Origin of the sequence: Saccharothrix sp. BKS2 (assembly GCF_047689505.1) — a bacterium.
GTDB lineage: Bacteria > Actinomycetota > Actinomycetes > Mycobacteriales > Pseudonocardiaceae > Actinosynnema > Actinosynnema lopnurensis.
Genome location: NZ_JAUQOL010000002.1, coordinates 400,752 through 416,805, shown reverse-complemented (window position 1 = coordinate 416,805; position 16,054 = coordinate 400,752). Strand labels below are relative to the sequence as shown.

At 74.0% G+C, this 16,054-nt stretch carries 17 protein-coding genes; 6 read left to right on the top strand and 11 right to left on the bottom strand.

Annotated features, from left to right (window positions below):
* Positions 1 to 63: 63 nt before the first annotated feature.
* The gene (locus Q5530_RS04570; RefSeq protein WP_415360903.1) at positions 64 to 528 is read right to left on the bottom strand and encodes a hypothetical protein; all 465 of its coding nucleotides are present in this window, start codon (positions 526 to 528) and stop codon (positions 64 to 66) included.
* Between the two features lie 62 nt (positions 529 to 590).
* Positions 591 to 1,058 carry a hypothetical protein gene (locus tag Q5530_RS04565; RefSeq protein ID WP_415360902.1) on the bottom strand — a complete coding sequence of 156 codons (468 nt, stop codon included), beginning with the start codon at positions 1,056 to 1,058 and terminating at the stop codon, positions 591 to 593.
* A gap of 221 nt (positions 1,059 to 1,279) precedes the next feature.
* Here Q5530_RS04565 and Q5530_RS04560 point away from each other — a divergent pair, with 221 nt between their 5' ends.
* The 3 genes from Q5530_RS04560 to Q5530_RS04550 all read left to right on the top strand — a co-directional run bounded on the left by Q5530_RS04560 (position 1,280) and on the right by Q5530_RS04550 (position 3,759).
* The gene (locus Q5530_RS04560; protein WP_415360900.1) at positions 1,280 to 2,038 is read left to right on the top strand and encodes a DUF2470 domain-containing protein; all 759 of its coding nucleotides are present in this window, start codon (positions 1,280 to 1,282) and stop codon (positions 2,036 to 2,038) included.
* A 9-nt stretch (positions 2,039 to 2,047) separates the two neighbouring features.
* Complete coding sequence (locus Q5530_RS04555) at positions 2,048 to 2,812, top strand: CPBP family intramembrane glutamic endopeptidase (protein WP_415360898.1); 765 nt, start codon at positions 2,048 to 2,050, stop codon at positions 2,810 to 2,812.
* A 317-nt stretch (positions 2,813 to 3,129) separates the two neighbouring features.
* Positions 3,130 to 3,759 carry a DUF1062 domain-containing protein gene (locus tag Q5530_RS04550; protein ID WP_415360896.1) on the top strand — a complete coding sequence of 210 codons (630 nt, stop codon included), beginning with the start codon at positions 3,130 to 3,132 and terminating at the stop codon, positions 3,757 to 3,759.
* 115 nt (positions 3,760 to 3,874) lie between these two features.
* Here Q5530_RS04550 and Q5530_RS04545 read toward each other — a convergent pair whose 3' ends face one another.
* Both Q5530_RS04545 and Q5530_RS04540 read right to left on the bottom strand, forming a co-directional pair.
* Positions 3,875 to 5,953: a caspase, EACC1-associated type gene (locus tag Q5530_RS04545; protein WP_415360895.1), complete on the bottom strand. Its 2,079-nt coding sequence runs from the start codon at positions 5,951 to 5,953 to the stop codon at positions 3,875 to 3,877.
* Position 5,954: 1 nt separating this feature from the next.
* Entirely contained in the window at positions 5,955 to 6,308 is a 354-nt protein-coding gene (locus Q5530_RS04540; RefSeq protein WP_380632639.1) for a hypothetical protein, read from the bottom strand.
* Between the two features lie 201 nt (positions 6,309 to 6,509).
* On the opposite strand from Q5530_RS04540, the gene Q5530_RS04535 reads away from it, so the two are divergent.
* Positions 6,510 to 7,760, top strand: a complete 1,251-nt coding sequence (locus tag Q5530_RS04535) for an arginine deiminase (RefSeq protein WP_415360894.1) — start codon at positions 6,510 to 6,512, stop codon at positions 7,758 to 7,760.
* Between the two features lie 106 nt (positions 7,761 to 7,866).
* Positions 7,867 to 8,427: a ferritin gene (locus tag Q5530_RS04530; protein ID WP_415360893.1), complete on the top strand. Its 561-nt coding sequence runs from the start codon at positions 7,867 to 7,869 to the stop codon at positions 8,425 to 8,427.
* Positions 8,428 to 8,518: 91 nt separating this feature from the next.
* Here the strand turns inward: Q5530_RS04530 and Q5530_RS04525 are convergent, their stop codons facing one another.
* Entirely contained in the window at positions 8,519 to 8,845 is a 327-nt protein-coding gene (locus tag Q5530_RS04525; protein ID WP_380632646.1) for a DUF952 domain-containing protein, read from the bottom strand.
* Between the two features lie 64 nt (positions 8,846 to 8,909).
* The gene (locus Q5530_RS04520) at positions 8,910 to 9,854 is read right to left on the bottom strand and encodes a DUF5926 family protein (RefSeq protein WP_415360892.1); all 945 of its coding nucleotides are present in this window, start codon (positions 9,852 to 9,854) and stop codon (positions 8,910 to 8,912) included.
* Positions 9,855 to 10,215: 361 nt separating this feature from the next.
* On the opposite strand from Q5530_RS04520, the gene Q5530_RS04515 reads away from it, so the two are divergent.
* Complete coding sequence (locus tag Q5530_RS04515; RefSeq protein WP_415360891.1) at positions 10,216 to 11,448, top strand: cytochrome P450; 1,233 nt, start codon at positions 10,216 to 10,218, stop codon at positions 11,446 to 11,448.
* 16 nt (positions 11,449 to 11,464) lie between these two features.
* Here Q5530_RS04515 and Q5530_RS04510 read toward each other — a convergent pair whose 3' ends face one another.
* The 5 genes from Q5530_RS04510 to Q5530_RS04490 all read right to left on the bottom strand — a co-directional run bounded on the left by Q5530_RS04510 (position 11,465) and on the right by Q5530_RS04490 (position 15,983).
* Entirely contained in the window at positions 11,465 to 12,478 is a 1,014-nt protein-coding gene (locus tag Q5530_RS04510) for a glycerophosphodiester phosphodiesterase (protein ID WP_415360889.1), read from the bottom strand.
* A gap of 225 nt (positions 12,479 to 12,703) precedes the next feature.
* Entirely contained in the window at positions 12,704 to 13,609 is a 906-nt protein-coding gene (locus tag Q5530_RS04505) for a DUF4328 domain-containing protein (protein WP_415360887.1), read from the bottom strand.
* A gap of 1 nt (position 13,610) precedes the next feature.
* Entirely contained in the window at positions 13,611 to 13,958 is a 348-nt protein-coding gene (locus Q5530_RS04500; RefSeq protein WP_415360886.1) for a rhodanese-like domain-containing protein, read from the bottom strand.
* 91 nt (positions 13,959 to 14,049) lie between these two features.
* Positions 14,050 to 15,636 carry a cation acetate symporter gene (locus Q5530_RS04495; protein WP_415360884.1) on the bottom strand — a complete coding sequence of 529 codons (1,587 nt, stop codon included), beginning with the start codon at positions 15,634 to 15,636 and terminating at the stop codon, positions 14,050 to 14,052.
* Entirely contained in the window at positions 15,633 to 15,983 is a 351-nt protein-coding gene (locus tag Q5530_RS04490) for a DUF485 domain-containing protein (RefSeq protein ID WP_415360883.1), read from the bottom strand. The genes Q5530_RS04495 and Q5530_RS04490 overlap by 4 nt, the downstream gene beginning before the upstream one ends.
* Between the last annotated feature and the right edge of the window lie 71 nt (positions 15,984 to 16,054).

Genomic DNA, 16,054 nt, shown 5'->3' with positions numbered 1-16,054 from the left:
CCCCACCGGCGAGGCCCGCACGCGAAACCCGAACCACCCCGAGGTTCGTGAACCACCCCCGCGTCAGCGGATGACGACACGCCCCAGGGTCAGGAACGGGGCCCCGCGGGTCAGCACCACCGTCCGCCCCCGCGGATCGGGCCCGGCCAACCACACCTGCCCACCGCGGCGGATGTTCTCGCGCACGCGCTCGGGGATCTCGAACAGCCGCAGGAACGTCCGGTCCGACCCCTCGGTCTCCAGGTACGCGTGCCGCCCCACCCGCGCCCGTCCGGGCACGAAGTTCACCGACACGGCGTGCCTCGGGTAGGTCTCCAGCAACCGCCGCAGGCTGCGGCGCGAGCAGAAGTGCCGCAGGCCGGGCACGGCGAACTCGACGCACAGCGGGGCCAGCACGAACACCCACCGGGACCCGAGCCACTCGGACACCAACCACAGCACGACGAACGCGAGCAGCGCGATGCCGATGAACCCGACGGCACGCCGGTCCGCCTGGGCCAGGCACTTGTGCACCCACGTATCGCTCACTGCCGCTCCCCGCAAGCCAGGATCTCCGACCTGGGGATTTCCGTTCGGCCCGCCGGCGAAACTCACCCGCGCGACACCTTCGCGGGAAACAGCCTGGGCACGCCCCGGAACGTGACGGCGGTGGCGCCGGTCCGGTCGGGGGTCACCACCCAGGCCCGCCGGTGGCGGCCGATGCGGCCGCGGGCGAGCGGTCCGGCGTCGACGTCCAGCACGAGCGGCCGGGGGCCGTGGACGACGAGTCGGCCGCCGCGCCAGTGGACGCGCGCGTAGACCCACGCGCGGTCGCCCAGGAGGTCGGCGCACGACCGGCCCCGGGTGAGGGCCGGGGCGAGCACCGCGGCGGAGAACGCCAGCAGCACGACCGGCAGCGACGAGGACGACCCGCGGGCCAGGACGAGGACGAGGTGGAGCAGGAAGGCGAGCACCGCGAGGACGACCCAGCCGAACGCCCGGCGGCCCGAGGTCTCCAGGCAGTGCCGGGTCCACGGGTCTTCGAGAGCCGCGCCTTCGGTGGACGGCTTGTTCGGCACGACCACGGGTCACCTCCGCCAAGGGGGCGTGACCAGGTTACGGCGGCGGGCCGGGGACGGGAACGGCCAACCGGACCCGGTGACCTCGGCGCTGTGCCGGCGGGCCCGCGGTGGTTACGGTGGCGGACGACCCGGGTGGACGGCGGTGAGCAGTACACCGGTCGTGGGACTTCCCCCACCGGGCCCACCAAGTTAGGCTGCCCTAAGTTGGGAGGTGAGCGGTGAACGAGACGCGTCGACCGCCCGCCCCGCACCCGGCGGAGCGAGCGCGCACCATCGCCGCCCGGGGTGGGCGCGCGGCCCTGTTGCCGTCGGACGGCACGGAGAACCGGGTCACGCCGGTGCTGCACCACGTCCACCCGCGCGGCGACGCGACGGTCCTGCTGCCCGACGGGCACCCGCTGGTCGAGGCCGCGCGGCGGGCCGAGACGACCGCGGTGCTGGAGGTCGCCGACCACGCGCCGGTGCCGTTGCGGGAGCCCGTGCGGGGCCTGCTGTGGATCACGGGCTGGCTGCGCACGCTCGACCCGCGGGAGGCCCGGGAGGCCGGCCTGGAGGTCGCCGAGGACCGCCCGGACCCGCGCCTGCTCGACGTCGGGCACGGGGTGAGCGTGCTCCGGCTGACCCCGGCCTCGCTGGTGGTGGCCGACGCCGAGAGCACCACCTCGCTGCGCCTGGACCTGTTCGCGCAGGCCGAGCCCGACCCGTTCGCCACGCACGAGGACCACTGGCTGCGGCACCTGGAGCTGTCGCACCGGGACGTGGTGGGCCTGCTCGCCCAGCACCTGCCGGAGCACCTGCGGGGCGGTCACGTCCGCCCGCTGGGCCTGGACCGCTTCGGCCTGCGGCTGCGGGTGGAGATGTCCGACGAGGACCACGACGTGCGGATCGCGTTCTCCCGGTCGGTCGGCACCTCGCAGGAGCTGGCGGTCGAGCTGCGCCGGCTGATGGGCTGCCCGTTCCTCGCCCAGCGCCGTTAACGTACGCGGGTGATCGAACCACTGGACGTCCGGGAGCGCCGCGGCTACCAGGTCGAACTGCTGCTGGTCTTCGCGATGACGCTCGGCCTGTCCGGGCTGCGCAGCCTGGTCCGGCTGCTGGACAGCCTGCTCAACCCGGTGCCGCTGAACGAGCAGAAGGTCGCGATCAACGTCCCGCAGGCCCGGTTCGACCTGCTGGACCTGATCGCGCAGCTGCTCGGCGTGCTCCAGCTGGCGGCGTGGGGCGGGCTGGGCCTGTACCTGCTGTGGCGGGGCGGCATCAGGCTGGGCGCGCTCGGCCTCGACCGCACCCGGATCGGCCCGGACGCCCTGGGCAGCCTCGGCCTGGCCGCCGTCATCGGCATCCCCGGCCTGGTGTTCTACCTGGTCGCGTGGAACCTCGGGCTCAACCTGGCGGTGCAGCCGTCGACGCTGGACGAGGCGTGGTGGCGCAGCGTCGTGCTGGTGCTGTCCGCCATCGGCAACGCGTGGGCCGAGGAGGTGCTGGTCGTCGGGTACCTGCTGACCCGGCTGCGGCAGCTCGGCTGGGGCGAGCACACCGCCCTGCTGGCCAGCGCCGTCCTGCGCGGCTCGTACCACCTCTACCAGGGCTTCGGCGGGTTCCTGGGCAACGTGGTGATGGGCCTGGTGTTCGGCAAGGTGTGGCAGCGGACGAACCGGCTGTGGGTGCTGGTCGTCGCGCACACCCTGCTCGACGTGGTCGCGTTCGTGGGCTACTCGCTGCTGCGCGGGCACGTCTCCTGGCTGCCGTAGGCACCCCGGGAACGCGTCGGGCCCCCGGAAAATGCGTTGCCCGGCGGCGGGCCCGGTGAACATCATGGCGACCATGGATCGATGACCGGTGACACCCGGGGATGACGGCTCCCGTTTTCCCCGGGACATGCCCGTGGAAGCCGCGCCCGGAATCGGTGCGGACTTCCCGCACGCGACGTGGACGTGCTGCCACGTCGTGCCGGCCGGTGTGCCCCGTTCCAGGGGCCCGGCCTCCGTCACCGGATCAGGGGGCGACGCGTGGCGCGGTGAACCCGCCGCCCGGCGCCTCCGCGCGAGTTCTGGAGTTCGCCGAAACCATGAGCGATCCCCGCGGCAACCACGTGCCCGTCGACGGCGACGCGGCCGGCATCGACCGGAAAGCCCTGTGGGTGGTCAGGGAGCTGGGCCTGCCCGCCGTCGTCAAGACCTGCGTGGCGTGCCGGTCCACGCGCCACCACCCCACCGGCAAGTTCCGGGTGAACGCCAACGGCAAGCTCCTCGACGTGTGGGTGCTGATCGGCTGCGCCGGGTGCGGCCGCACGTCGAAGCTCCCCGTCCACGAGCGCGTCCACGTGCGGGCGCTCGACCACGAGCGGCTGGTGCGGTTCGAGCGCAACGACCCGGCCGCGGTGCGGGAGCTGGCCGTGGACGCGGCGCTCGCAGGGAGGGCCGGGTACCGGCTGGACTGGAGCGGCACGTGGGAGCTGGAGACCGACACGCCGTTCCGCGAACCCGCGGACCCGGCGCCGCTGGAGGTGGTCGTCCGGTTCGAGCTCCCGGTGCCCGTCCAGGTCGAGAAGCTGCTCAGGGCCGGGTTCGGCCTGAGCCGGTCCGCGATGAAGGGGCTGGTCGACTCCGGGCGGATCCGGCTACCGGCGGCCCTCGACGCGAAGGCCCGCGAGGACTTCACCTTCCTCGTGCTGGCCCCGCCGCCCGAAGCCGGCTGAGCGCCCCCGCCCGCGCGGTCCCGGGAAGCCCGGGGCCCGCGCGGGCGGGGACGACAGCACGAACCGACCGGACTCCCGCCAGTAGCCCGGGGCCCGCGCGCGGGCGGAGGCACCGTCAGGCGACCAGCAGGAAGCGGCACGCGGTGCGGGCCGCCGCGTCCACCACGACCCGCGCCACACCCGCCGAGTCCAGCAGGGACGGGTCCAGGTCCGCCGGGGTGACGGCGGCGTTGCGCGCGATCCGCTCGGCGGGCTCGGCCAGCGCGACCGCGAACGCCCGCCAGCCCGCCACCTCCTCCTCGGTCCCGGTCGCCTCGGCCGCCAGCTGCGCGCCGATGCCGGCGAGGCCGACGCCGCCGCCCCGGACCACGCCCTCGGTGGTCGCGCTGCGCACCGCGCGCACCGCCCGCTCGACCCGCTCGACGTGCCCGGCGCCCGCCCGGACCAGGCCCGCCGGGTGCTTCGCCGAGGTCCGCCCGGTGAACAGCACCGTCTCGCCCGGGGTCACCACGGCCTTCTCCACGCGCCCGAGCGACCGCGCGCTGGCCCCCGCCAGCAGGTCGTGGTCGAGGACCACGCCCTTCACCAGGTCGTGCACCCGGCGGAGCTCGACCGGGTCGACGACCACGGCGACGACCGGTCCACCGCCCAGCCGCAGCAGCTCCACCAGCACCGCGTGCGACAGCCCCTCGCACACCACGAGCAGGGCGTGGCCCTCCCGCAGCTCGTCCACCACCGCCGGACCGGCCTGGAGGGTCCCGGCGAACAGCAGCACCCGCGCCTCCACGAGCACCGCCTCGCGCCGCTCCGGGTCGGTGACGAACTGGCCGGAGGCGTACCCGGCGGGGATCCGCAGCCCCCGGCCGAACTCGTGCTCCAGGTCGAAGCCCTTGCCCTCCTCGACCAGGATCGGCCCGTCCTCGCCGATGACCGCGGCGACGTGGCCGATGACCTCGCCGACCGCCCGGTCCCCCGCGGCGGTCGCGGCGAGCGCGCCCACGTCCCGCGGCCGCAGCGGTTCGGCCGCCTCCGCGATCAGCTCGCCCGCCCGCCGCGCCGCCGCCGTCACGCCGCGCAGCAGGCGCACCGGGTCGTGGCCCTCGCGCATCGCGTCGACCAGCCCCGCGAGCGCGCCGCGGGCCACCGCCACCGCCGACGCGGCCCCGTCGCCCGCCTCCCGCCGCACCTGCCCGACCAGCTCGCGCACGTACGACGCGCCCAGCGAGTCGCGCGGGTCGTCGGGCTGGTAGGCCGCCGCGATGGCGGAGGAGTCCGCCAGCTCCACCGGCCGCCGGTCCACGAACACCACGGCCCGCCGGCCCATCGGCCCCAGCGTCCGGCACACCGGTTCGGCGGCCGCCCGGAAACCGCGCGCCACCAGCAGCTGGCCGGGCGTGTAGGAGGCGGTGCGCCGCGGCCCGCGCTCCGGGGACCCGCCGGCCCGCGCGAGGCGCAGCGGGGCGGACGCGCCGTGCGCGAAGAACTGCGGCGTCTGGTCCGGGCGGCGGACGCGCACCCCGGCCCGCGCGTAGGCGAACAGCTCGGCGGCGTCGATCCACCCGTCGCCGTCGAGGTCGGCCCCGCCGCCCGCCAGGCCCTCGATCAGCACGTCGGTGAACAGCGAGGCCACCGGCGCGTCCAGGGACAGCGAGTCCTGCTCGAAGGCGTACTCGTAGGCGTTGGACGCGGTCATCACCACGTAGCCCTCGCCGACGTCGTCCAGGCCGGCGACGTCCAGTCCCAGGAGGGTCGGCACCGTCCCGGCGGCGGCCTTGAACCCCTCGACGAACGCGCCGCTGAAGCAGCAGTCGAGGACCAGCACCCGACCGGCGGCGCGGCAGTCCTCCAGCTGCTCGTTGAGGAACGACCTGGGGATCGCGGTGCCCGCGGGCCGGTCCTGCACGGTGTCGGCCGCGGCGAAGTACAGCCGCCCGGAGGGCGAGACCAGGCCGTGGCAGGAGAAGTACAGCAGCACGAGGTCGTCGGGCGCGCGGGGCGCGAGCAGGTCCTCCACCGCGCGCCGCACGTCGGCCCCGGGCCGGTCCCGCAGCACCTCGACGGAGGTGAACCCGCCGACCTCGGGGTCCTCCAGCACGGCGGCGAGCCGTTCCACGTCCTGCTCGGGCGCGCGCAGCCGGCTCAGCCGCGCGTCGTCGTACTCCCCGGTGGCGACCAGGAGCGCGTGCCGGCCCACCCTAGCCCTCGCGCTCCCGCAGCCACGCCTCCAGCAGCGCTCTTTGGGACCCGGCGTCCAGGCCCTCGACGGTGATCTCGTCCTCGCCGGTCCTGATGGTCACCTTGCGCGCGCTGCCCCGCTGCACGAACGCGGTGACCACCGACGCCACGGCGCCCGCCGCGGCCGCGCTGAGCGTGCCGTTGAGGACGAGTTCGGCGATGGTCGCGCCCGCGCCGCTCTTGGCGCCCTCCGGCAGGTCGGCGGGCGCGGGCCGCGCGTCCACGCGGGCGCCCCGGACCAGCTCCCGGAGCAGCAGGTTCGTCGCGGCCGCCGCCCCCGCGGGCGCGTCGACCGTCATCCGCAAATCCGTCACCGGGCCTCCCCCTCGTAGATCTCCGATCATCCTCCAGGCCGCCCGGTGATCCGCCGCCGCACCTGCCTGAGCAACGTTCCCCCGGTCAGATGAGCCCGTTGCGCAACACATCGCCGTTTGAGCGCCGATCCACGTTCAATCCCGCCGGAACTGGCCGCGTTGAGCTGCTGTTACCGCCACACCCGGGTTACCCTCGGAAGCGTGACTGCGCACATCGCCCAGACCCAGACCCAGCCCGGGGCCGACCCCGCACCGGCGCCCCGGGTCGACAGCGAGGTAGGCCCCCTGCGCACGGTGCTGCTGCACCGACCCGGGGCCGAGCTCAAGCGGCTGACCCCGCGCAACAACGACCAGCTGCTGTTCGACGGCGTGCCGTGGGTGGACCGCGCCCAGGAGGAGCACGACGCGTTCGCCGAGGTGCTGCGCGGTCGCGGGGCCGAGGTGCTGCTGCTGTCGGACCTGCTGGTCAGCGCCCTGCACGACGACCGGGCGCGGATCGCGGGCATCCACAGCGCGGTCGACGAGCGGCGGCTGGGCATCGACCTGGCCGACGCGCTGCGCTCCCACCTGGCCTCCATCGGCCCGGAGCCGCTGGCGACCGCGCTGATGACCGGCATGACGTTCGAGGAGCTGCCCGCGGCCGAGGGCGCGTCGCTGGTGCGCAAGATGCACCACCCGCACGACTTCGCGGTGGCCCCGCTGCCGAACCTGCTGTTCACCCGCGACTCGTCGGTGTGGGTGGGCGACCGGGTGGCGATCACCTCGCTGGCGCTGCCCGCGCGCGACCGGGAGACCGCGCTGACCGACCTGATCTACGCCTACCACCCGCGGTTCCGCAAGACCGGCCGCGCCTACGGGGCGCACTCCGCGCCGGTCGAGGGCGGCGACGTGCTGCTGCTCGCGCCGGGCGTGCTGGCGATCGGCGTCGGCGAGCGCACCACGCCCGCGGGCGCCGAGTCGTTCGCCCGGTCCGCGCTGGCCGACGGTCTGGCGCACACCGTGCTGGCGGTGCCGATCACGCAGGAGCGGGCGACCATGCACCTGGACACGGTGTGCACGATGGTCGACCGGGACGCCGTGGTGATGTACCCGGCGGTGCGCGACACCCTGGACGCCTACCCGGTGCGGCCGGACGGCGCGGGCGGCGTGGTGGTGCAGGACCGGCGACCGTTCCTGGACGCGGCGGCCGAGGCGATGGGCATCGAGCGGCTGCGCGTCATCGACACCGGCCTGGACCCGGTCACCGCGGAGCGCGAGCAGTGGGACGACGGCAACAACACCCTCGCCGTCGCGCCCGGCCTGGTGGTGGCCTACGAGCGCAACGTGGAGACCAACGCGCGCCTGGAGGACGCGGGCGTGGAGGTGCTCCGGATCAGCGGTTCCGAGCTGGGCTCCGGCCGCGGCGGGCCGCGCTGCATGTCCTGCCCGATCGATCGCGCGCCACTCGTGTGAAATGCACTCCAGAAGGGTTGCCTAAGCTTTCTTCGGCAACCCTTCCCTTATTTTGGCAAGCCTTTCCTTGAATGCAGGGAAAAGCATCGCGGGCTATTCTTCGAGTATGGCACTCAACTTGACGAAGATCTCTTCCGCACGCGAGTCGAAGTTCCACGACCTGCTCCGGGCGCAGGTCCGCAACGAGTTGACCGCCGCGCAGCAGTACCTGGCCATCGCGGTCTGGTACGACGGCCACGACCTGCCGAGGCTGGCCGCGCACTTCTACGGGCAGTCCCGCGAGGAGCGCAACCACGCGATGATGATCGTGCAGTACCTCATGGACCTCGGGCTGCCGGTGGCGGTGCCCGGGGTGGACGAGGTGCGCAACGACTTCGCCGCGCCGCGCGAGCCGGTCGCGCTCGCGCTGGAGCAGGAGCGGACCGTCACCGAGCAGGTCGTGGCGCTGGCCAAGACCGCCCGCGACGAGGGCGACTACCTGGGCGAGCAGTTCCTCCAGTGGTTCCTCAAGGAGCAGGTCGAGGAGGTCGCCTCGATGACCACGCTGCTCACCGTGGTCGACCGGGCCGAGGGCAACCTGTTCCACGTGGAGAACTTCCTGGCCCGCGAGACCGGGGGCGGCGACGCCGACCCGACCGCGCCGCGGGTGGCGGGCGGCGCGCTCTAGGCGGCGGCGCCGCCGCTCTTCACCGCGCCGCTCTTCACCGCGCCGCTCTTCACCGCGCCGGTTTCACAGCGCCGGTTTCACAGCGCCGGCTTCACAGCACCGGCGAGGGCCGGAACGCGCCGTCGGTGTCCGGGGTGAACTCGTGCACGGCCACCACGTGGTCGACCGGCACCGGCCCGTAGACGTGCGGGAACCACGGCCCGGACTCGTCGCCGTCACCCGGCTCCCACAGCACCGGCAGGCCCTCGGGGTCGACCACCAGCAGCACCAGGTCGTGCCTGCCCGCGAACAGCCGGTTCGCGGGCAGGTGCACCGTGCCGGGGTCCGAGCAGTGCACGAACCCGTCCGGGTCGAGCGGGACCGCGCCCGCCTCGCGGTCGCGCGCCCAGTCCTGCCTGGTGCTGATCCGCAGGATCACGCGGCCTCCTGGGTTGTCCACAGGCACCTGTGGACAGGTTGGGTGGAGCCTGTGGACAGCCGGGTCAGCGCAGGGTGATCTGCCGGCCGCGCAGACCGTCGCGGGAACGCCGCTCGGCCTCGCTGAGCGGCTCGGCGTCCAGGCCGGCCAGGGCCTCGTCCAGGCGCTCGCCCAGAGCGCCGGCGCCCGGCGCCCACTCGCTGGAGTGCAGCTCGCGGTCCAGGTCCCAGACCGGCACGAGCAGGCCGTGGGCGCGGAACGAGCCCGCGTACCGGGAGCCCTCGCCGAGGTCCAGCTCGCCGCGCACGGACAGCCGGGCGAGCGCTGCGAGCAGCGCCTCCTCCGGCTCGGGGCGGACCCAGCGCAGGTGCGCCTTGTCGCCCGCGTCGACCCAGTACGCGGCCCGCACGCCCGGCGCGTCCAGGCGCTCGGTCGGCAGGATCGCGGCGTTGGCGCGCTCCAGGGACAGGGCGACGTCGCCGCCGGCCTCGGTCTCCGGCGGCAGCCACCACGCGAAGTCCGGGTGCAGCTCGGGGCTGAGGGTGGCCTCCGGGTCCAGCAGGTCCTGGAGCCGGCCGGGCTCCTCGCCGGTGTCGGGGCCGACCACGGCCAGCGCGTCGCCGGTCTCGGCGGTCAGCGCCCACCGCACGGCGCGCGCCAGGTCGCGGCTCAGGTCGCCGGAGCGGACCTGCACCTGGAGGCCGACGAACGCGGTCCCGTCGGCGCGGACCAGGCCCGCGGCGGCCATCGGCAGCACGGTGGCCAGCACGATCTCCCGCGCCGCGTCCTTGACCGGCAGCTTCGCCGTGGCCGAGGGCACGAACTCGCGCAGCGCGATCAGCTCGGCCTCGGCGGCCAGGCCCTCGAACGGGCGGGAGACGATCACGTCCGCCGCGCCGCCGGCCGCGCCGTGGCACGCCTTGTAGCGCTTGCCGGAGCCGCACGGGCACGGCTGGCGGGGGTTGACCCCGTCCACCGGCTTGTTCTTCACGGCCGTCCGCTTCGCCACCGCGCCTCCTCGTGGTCAGGGCTGGTCGGGCGTCAAGTTATCCGCAGGGCGCTCGCGCGTCTCCCCCGGGTTGTCGGTGGCGGCGAACCGGAGCCCGCGCTCCCGGCCCGACGCCGGGTCGGCAGGGTCGACGGCGGTCCGCGCGCGGGCATCCCGACCCCGATCCGGGTGACGCCTGAGCAGGTGAACTCCGGAACCCGTGCCGTCACCCGTCCGGGAGGCCACCCGGTCGTGGCCGCGGACCGGGGGCCATCCCGGGTCAGCGGCACGCCGCTGATGCTTCCGGTGGAGCGCGGGTTGGGTCATCCCGACCACGCGATGTCACGGCTCCCTGAACGTTTGCCGGAACAAGCACCGTCGGATGGACTTGAAACGAGGTCACGACCTACCGTCCGTGACCGTGACCTCGTTCGACCAGCGCGATCCGGCCTTCATCGCGGACCCGTACCCCGTCTTCGCCGCCCTGCGCGCGGAGGGCGAGGTGCACCGGCACGCGGAGGCGGACCTCGCCGTGGCGGTGTCCCACGCGGCCGCCTCGGCGGTGCTGCGGCACCGGTCCCTCGGGCGGATCTGGTCGGACGCCGAGCCGGTCGCGCGGTTCACCGCGTTCAACCTGCTGCACCGCAACTCGCTGCTGGAGAACGAGCCGCCCACGCACACCCGCCTGCGCCGGCTCGTGGCCGCCGCGTTCGGCCGGGGGCACGTGGAGCGCCTGCGGCCGTGGGTCGAGGAGCTGGCCGACCGGCTGGTGGACGAGCTGGTGGCCAAGGTCGGGTCGGAGGGGTCGGCCGACCTGCTGTCCGCCGTGGCCGCGCCGCTGCCGGTCGAGGTGATCGCCCAGCTGCTGGGCGTGCCCGCGGCGGACCGGCCGCTGCTGCAACCGTGGTCCAACGCCATCGTGAAGATGTACGAGTACGACCTGCCGGACGGGAAGCGGGCCGCGGCCGAGCGGGCGGCCGCCGAGTTCGTCGGGTACCTGCGCGAGCTGATCGCGCTGCGCCGGGTGACGCCGGGCGACGACCTCGTGTCGGACCTGGTGGCGGTCACCGACACCGACGGCGCGAAGCTGACCGAGGACGAGCTGGTCGCCACCGCCGTGCTGCTGCTCATGGCCGGGCACGAGGCCACGGTGAACGTCATCGGCAACGGCGTGCTGGCGCTGATGGAGCACCCCGCGCAGTGGCGGCGGCTGGTCGCCTCCCCGGAGCTGCTGCCGACCGCGGTGGAGGAGCTGATCCGCTACGACTCGCCGTTGCAGCTGTTCGAGCGCACGGCGACGGAACCGGTGGAGATCGCGGGGCACCGGCTGGAGCCGGGGCAGAAGATCGCCGCCCTGCTCGGGGCCGCGGCGCGCGACCCGCTGGTGTTCGCCGAGCCGGACGTGCTGGACATCGGGCGCGACCCCAACCCGCACCTGGGGTTCGGGGCCGGCATCCACTACTGCCTGGGCGCGCCGCTGGCGCGGATCGAGGTGCGGGCGGCGCTGTCGGCGCTGACCCGGAAGCTGCCCGGGGCGTGCCTGGCGGCCGAGCCGCGGCGGAAGGCGGAGTTCGTCATGCGGGGGTTGCACGAACTGCCGCTCGCGGACGGCTGACCGCCCGGCGGGCGCGTCAGCGCGCCCGGTACGACCTGGGCAGCTCGAAGCCGCGCTCGGCCATGACCTCGCGCAGGCGGTCCGGGTAGTCGGTGATGATGCCGTCCACGCCGTCGTCGATGAGCTTGTTCATGGTCGGCTTGTCGTCGACCGTCCAGGGGATGACCTCGAGACCGTGCGCGTGGGCCTCGTCGACCAGGGCCTTGGTGGTGAACGGGACGTAGTCCGGGTCGGTGACCACGCCGTTCTGCGGGTTGCCGTGCACCGGGGAGAGGGCGGACGCGCCGAAGCTCTTGACGGCCCTGACCACGCTGCCGCCGAAGTCGGCCAGTTCCAGGCCGCCCGTCCACGGGGAGCCGGGGCGCAGGAACTCGGGCTGGGTCAGGGCGACGAGCGGGATGCGGCGGTCCTTCCGGCGCCACAGCATCAGGGTGCCCCAGTCGAAGGACTGGACCGTGACGTTGCGGCGGAAGCCTGATTTGAGGATCTCGCGGTGCGTGACCTCGACGAACTGCTCGCGCGGCGCGGTCTCGTGCGGGGCGGCGGCCTCGACCTTGGTCTCGATGTTGAAGCGGACGCCGTGCGCGCGGTGGTGGCGGGCCAGCGCGAAGACCTCGGCCAGGGTGGGCATCCGGGCACCCGGCGAGAGCTCCTGGCCCGGGTGCTGGGGCAGGCGGCGGGAACCGCAGTCCAGGGTGCGGACCTGCGCGAACGTCAGGTCCTTGACGTACCTGCCCGCGTAGGGGAACGCCGGGTCGCCGGGGAACGCGGGCGCGGTGTCGACGCACTTGGCCGGGTTGGTCCTGCGGTCGTGCGTGACGACCTCGCGGCCGTCCCTGGTGATCTGGACGTCCAGTTCGAGGGTGGTGACGCCGAGCCGGAGGGCCTTGGCGAAGGCGGCGAGGGTGCCCTCGACGGTCAGGCCGAGGCCGCCGCGGTGGGCCTGGAGGTCGAACCGCTCGCGGCCGTGGGCGTGCACGACGCCGGGGAGCAGGAGCGACAGGACCAGTGCCACCGCGAGTGCCCTCATGGTGACACGGTGGCACGCGCGGGACGGGCGTCCAACCGCCGGCGGGGGAACTGCCCCTGAACGGCGGGCAACGCCCCTCCCGGGCTCGGGTGGTCACCCTCTTCGGCGGTGGACGTCGCCCGGCCTGGCTGCCCGAGAGGTCCTGAACGTTGAACTCGGGGGTCCTGAACGTACGACACGCGGGGTCTGAGCGTTCGACTCGCGCGGTTTGTCGGGTTTGGGGGGTTAGCGGGGAGAGCCGGACGGGCGGAACGGGCGCAGGGTGGGCGCGGGGGCGTCCTTGAGGCCCACCACGCGCATCCGGCGGATGGCGGCCGGGTCCACCGGGAGCAGCAGGGTGGTGATGCGGCGGACCACGACGGCGGTCAGCACGGCCGCGGCGGCGGCCAGCAGGTCCGCGACCGCGTGCAGCAGCACGCCGTCGGCCATGGCCTGCACGCTGGAGCGGAACGACCAGGCGACGGTGAACGCCGAGAACAGGGCCGCACCCGCCCACACGCCCCACCACCAGCGCAGCAGCGTCGAGGGGCGGGGTCGGGCGTCGGGCGGTTGGCGCAGGGCCGCGTGCTCCAGCTCGGCCAGCACCGAACCGGGCACGAACAGGTTCACGCCGGGGACGACCAGGCCCGCCAGCACCCGGGTGTCCGGGCGCGGCGGCCCGTAGCCGGCGGCCGACGCCGCCGCCTCCCGGGCCCGGCGCAGCCACAGCAGGGTGAACACCAGGCCCAGGACCCCGGCCACGACGGCGACCACGGCGGAGGCCACGACCATGGCGTCCGAGACGCCGACCGTGGTCGCCGAGAGCGCGCCGTAGCGGCTGAGCAGCAGCAGCGCGTAGCGCCAGATCTCGCTGCCCGCCGCCCACAGCGAGGTCAGCGCGGCCAGGCCGAGGGCGTGGGACGCGGTGCGGGCCAGGCGCTGGACCTGGTCGACCGCGTCGGCGGGCCGCTCGTCGTCGGTGGCCACCGACGTGGGCCACCGCCACGCCAGCAGCGGGAAGCCCCAGCGCGGCGGCACCGGGTAGGACGGGGGCCCGGCGTAGGGGCGGGGCGGCGCGCCCAGCCTGCGGTGCGGGTAGGCGCCCGGCGGCGGGGTCGCCACCCAGTCCACGTGCATCGGCCGCAGTGCCACGTCAGATGACCTCGGGCTCCGCGCCGTCGGCCTCGGCGACCATCGGGCGGCCGTGCGCGGCCCACACCCGCATCCCGCCGTCGACGTTGGCGGCGTCCCAGCCGTGGGCGTTCAGGTACTGCGTCACCAGCGCGGACCGCTCGCCCACGCGGCACAGGACGTAGATCTCGCGGTCGCCGGGCAGCTCGTCGAGCCGGCCCACCAGCTCGCTCATCGGGATGTGCAGGGCGCCCGGCACGTGGCCCGCCGCCCACTCGTCGCCCTCGCGCACGTCGAGCAGGACCACGCCGTCCGGGAGCCGCGCGGGCACCTCGGAGACGGCAACGCTGGGAACGGTCACGGGGACCATGCTGCCACGACCGCCGCAAATCGCGGTGAAGAGCGCGCCGGCCGCCACCCCCGCGGGGGTGGCGGCCGGCGTGACCGGGCGCTGCGCCCGGTCAGTGCGAGACGGCCTTCTCGGCGCCGACGCCGGTGAGCGCCCGCACCTCCATCTCCGCGTACTTCTCCTTGTTCTGCTCCTTCGACAGCACCGTGCCCAGGTAGCCGAGCACGAACGCCACCGGGATCGACACGATGCCCGGGTTGGACAGCGGGAACAGGTCGAAGTCGGCGTCCGGGAACATCGACGTCGGCTTGCCCGAGACCGCGGGCGACAGGATGATCAGCGTGATCGTCACCGCGAGGCCGCCGTAGATGCTCCACAGGGCGCCGGAGGTGTTGAACCGCTTCCAGAACAGCGAGTACAGGATGGTCGGCAGGTTCGCCGACGCCGCCACCGCGAACGCCAGGGCCACCAGGAACGCGATGTTCTGGCCGTTGGCCGCGATGCCGCCGAGGATCGACACGACGCCGATCACGATCGCCGTGCGGCGGGCGACCTTGACCTCCGCGTCCTTGTCCTCCACCTGGCCCTTCTTGATGATGTTGGCGTAGATGTCGTGCGCGAACGACGCGGACGCGGTGATCGTCAGACCCGCCACCACCGCCAGGATCGTCGCGAACGCGACCGCCGCGATCAGGCCGAGCAGCAGCGGCCCACCCAGCGCCTCGGCGAGCAGCGGAGCCGCCGAGTTCGCCCCACCCGGCGCCGCCCGGATCTTGTCGGGGCCGACGAGCGCCGCCGCGCCGTAGCCCAGGACCAGCGTGAACAGGTAGAACAGGCCGATCAGCCAGATCGCCCAGACCACCGAGCGGCGGGCCTCCTTGGCCGTCGGCACGGTGTAGAAGCGCATCAGGATGTGCGGCAGGCCGGCCGTGCCCAGGACCAGCGCGAGGGCCAGCGACAGGAAGTCCAGCTTCGAGGTGCCGGTCGCGCCGTACTGGAGACCCGGGCCGAGCAGCTTCTCGCCGGCCTTCGGGGCGTTGTCCACGGCCGCGCCGAGCAGGCTGGACAGGTTCAGGCCGAACTTGGCCAGCACCCACACCGTCATCACGCCGGCGCCGATGATCAGCAGCACCGCCTTGATGATCTGCACCCAGGTGGTGCCCTTCATGCCGCCGATGAGGACGTAGGTGATCATCAGGGCGCCGACGACCACGATCACGACCGCCTGGCCGAGCTTGCCGGTGATGCCGAGCAGCAGGGCGACCAGGCCGCCCGCGCCCGCCATCTGGGCCAGCAGGTAGAAGAACGACACGGCCATGGTCGACGTCGCCGCGGCGGCGCGCACCGGGCGCTGGCGCATCCGGAAGCTGAGGACGTCGCCCATCGTGTACTTGCCGGTGTTGCGCAGCAGCTCGGCCACCAGCAGCAGGGCGACCAGCCACGCGACCAGGAAGCCGATGGAGTACAGGAAGCCGTCGTAGCCGTTGAGCGCGATCGCGCCCGCGATGCCCAGGAAGGACGCGGCCGACAGGTAGTCACCCGCGATCGCCACGCCGTTCTGGGGACCGGTGAACGCGCGCCCGGCGGCCAGGTAGTCGGCCGCGGTCTTGGTGTTGCGGCTGGCGCGGATCACCACCACCAGGGTGGCGATGACGAAGATGCCGAAGATGCCGATGTTCAGCAGGGCGTTGTTGCTCACGCGCGACCCCCTTCCAGCTCTTCGCGGATCTTCTCCGCGGTGGGGTCGAGGTTCTTGTTGGCGTGCCGGACGTAGAGCGTGGTGATGGCGAACGTCGACACGAACTGGAGCAGGCCGAGGATCAGGCCCACGTTGATGTTGCCGAGGACCTTCGTCGACATGAAGCCGTGGGCGTAGTCGGCGAGGAGCACGTAGAGCAGGTACCAGGCCAGGAAGAGGCCGGCCATGGGGAACACGAAGTTGCGCAGCCGCTTGCGGAGCTGCCGGAAGTCCGGGCTGTCCTGGACCTCGACCCAGTTGTGAGCGCCCTGGGTGTTGGCGGGGTTGTGCTGCTCAGAGGTGCCCACGGTCCCCTCCTCGCGTGCTTGACGACGGTGTGAACGGCACGTAAGCCTCCTGGTCCGTTCCTGGTTCGCCG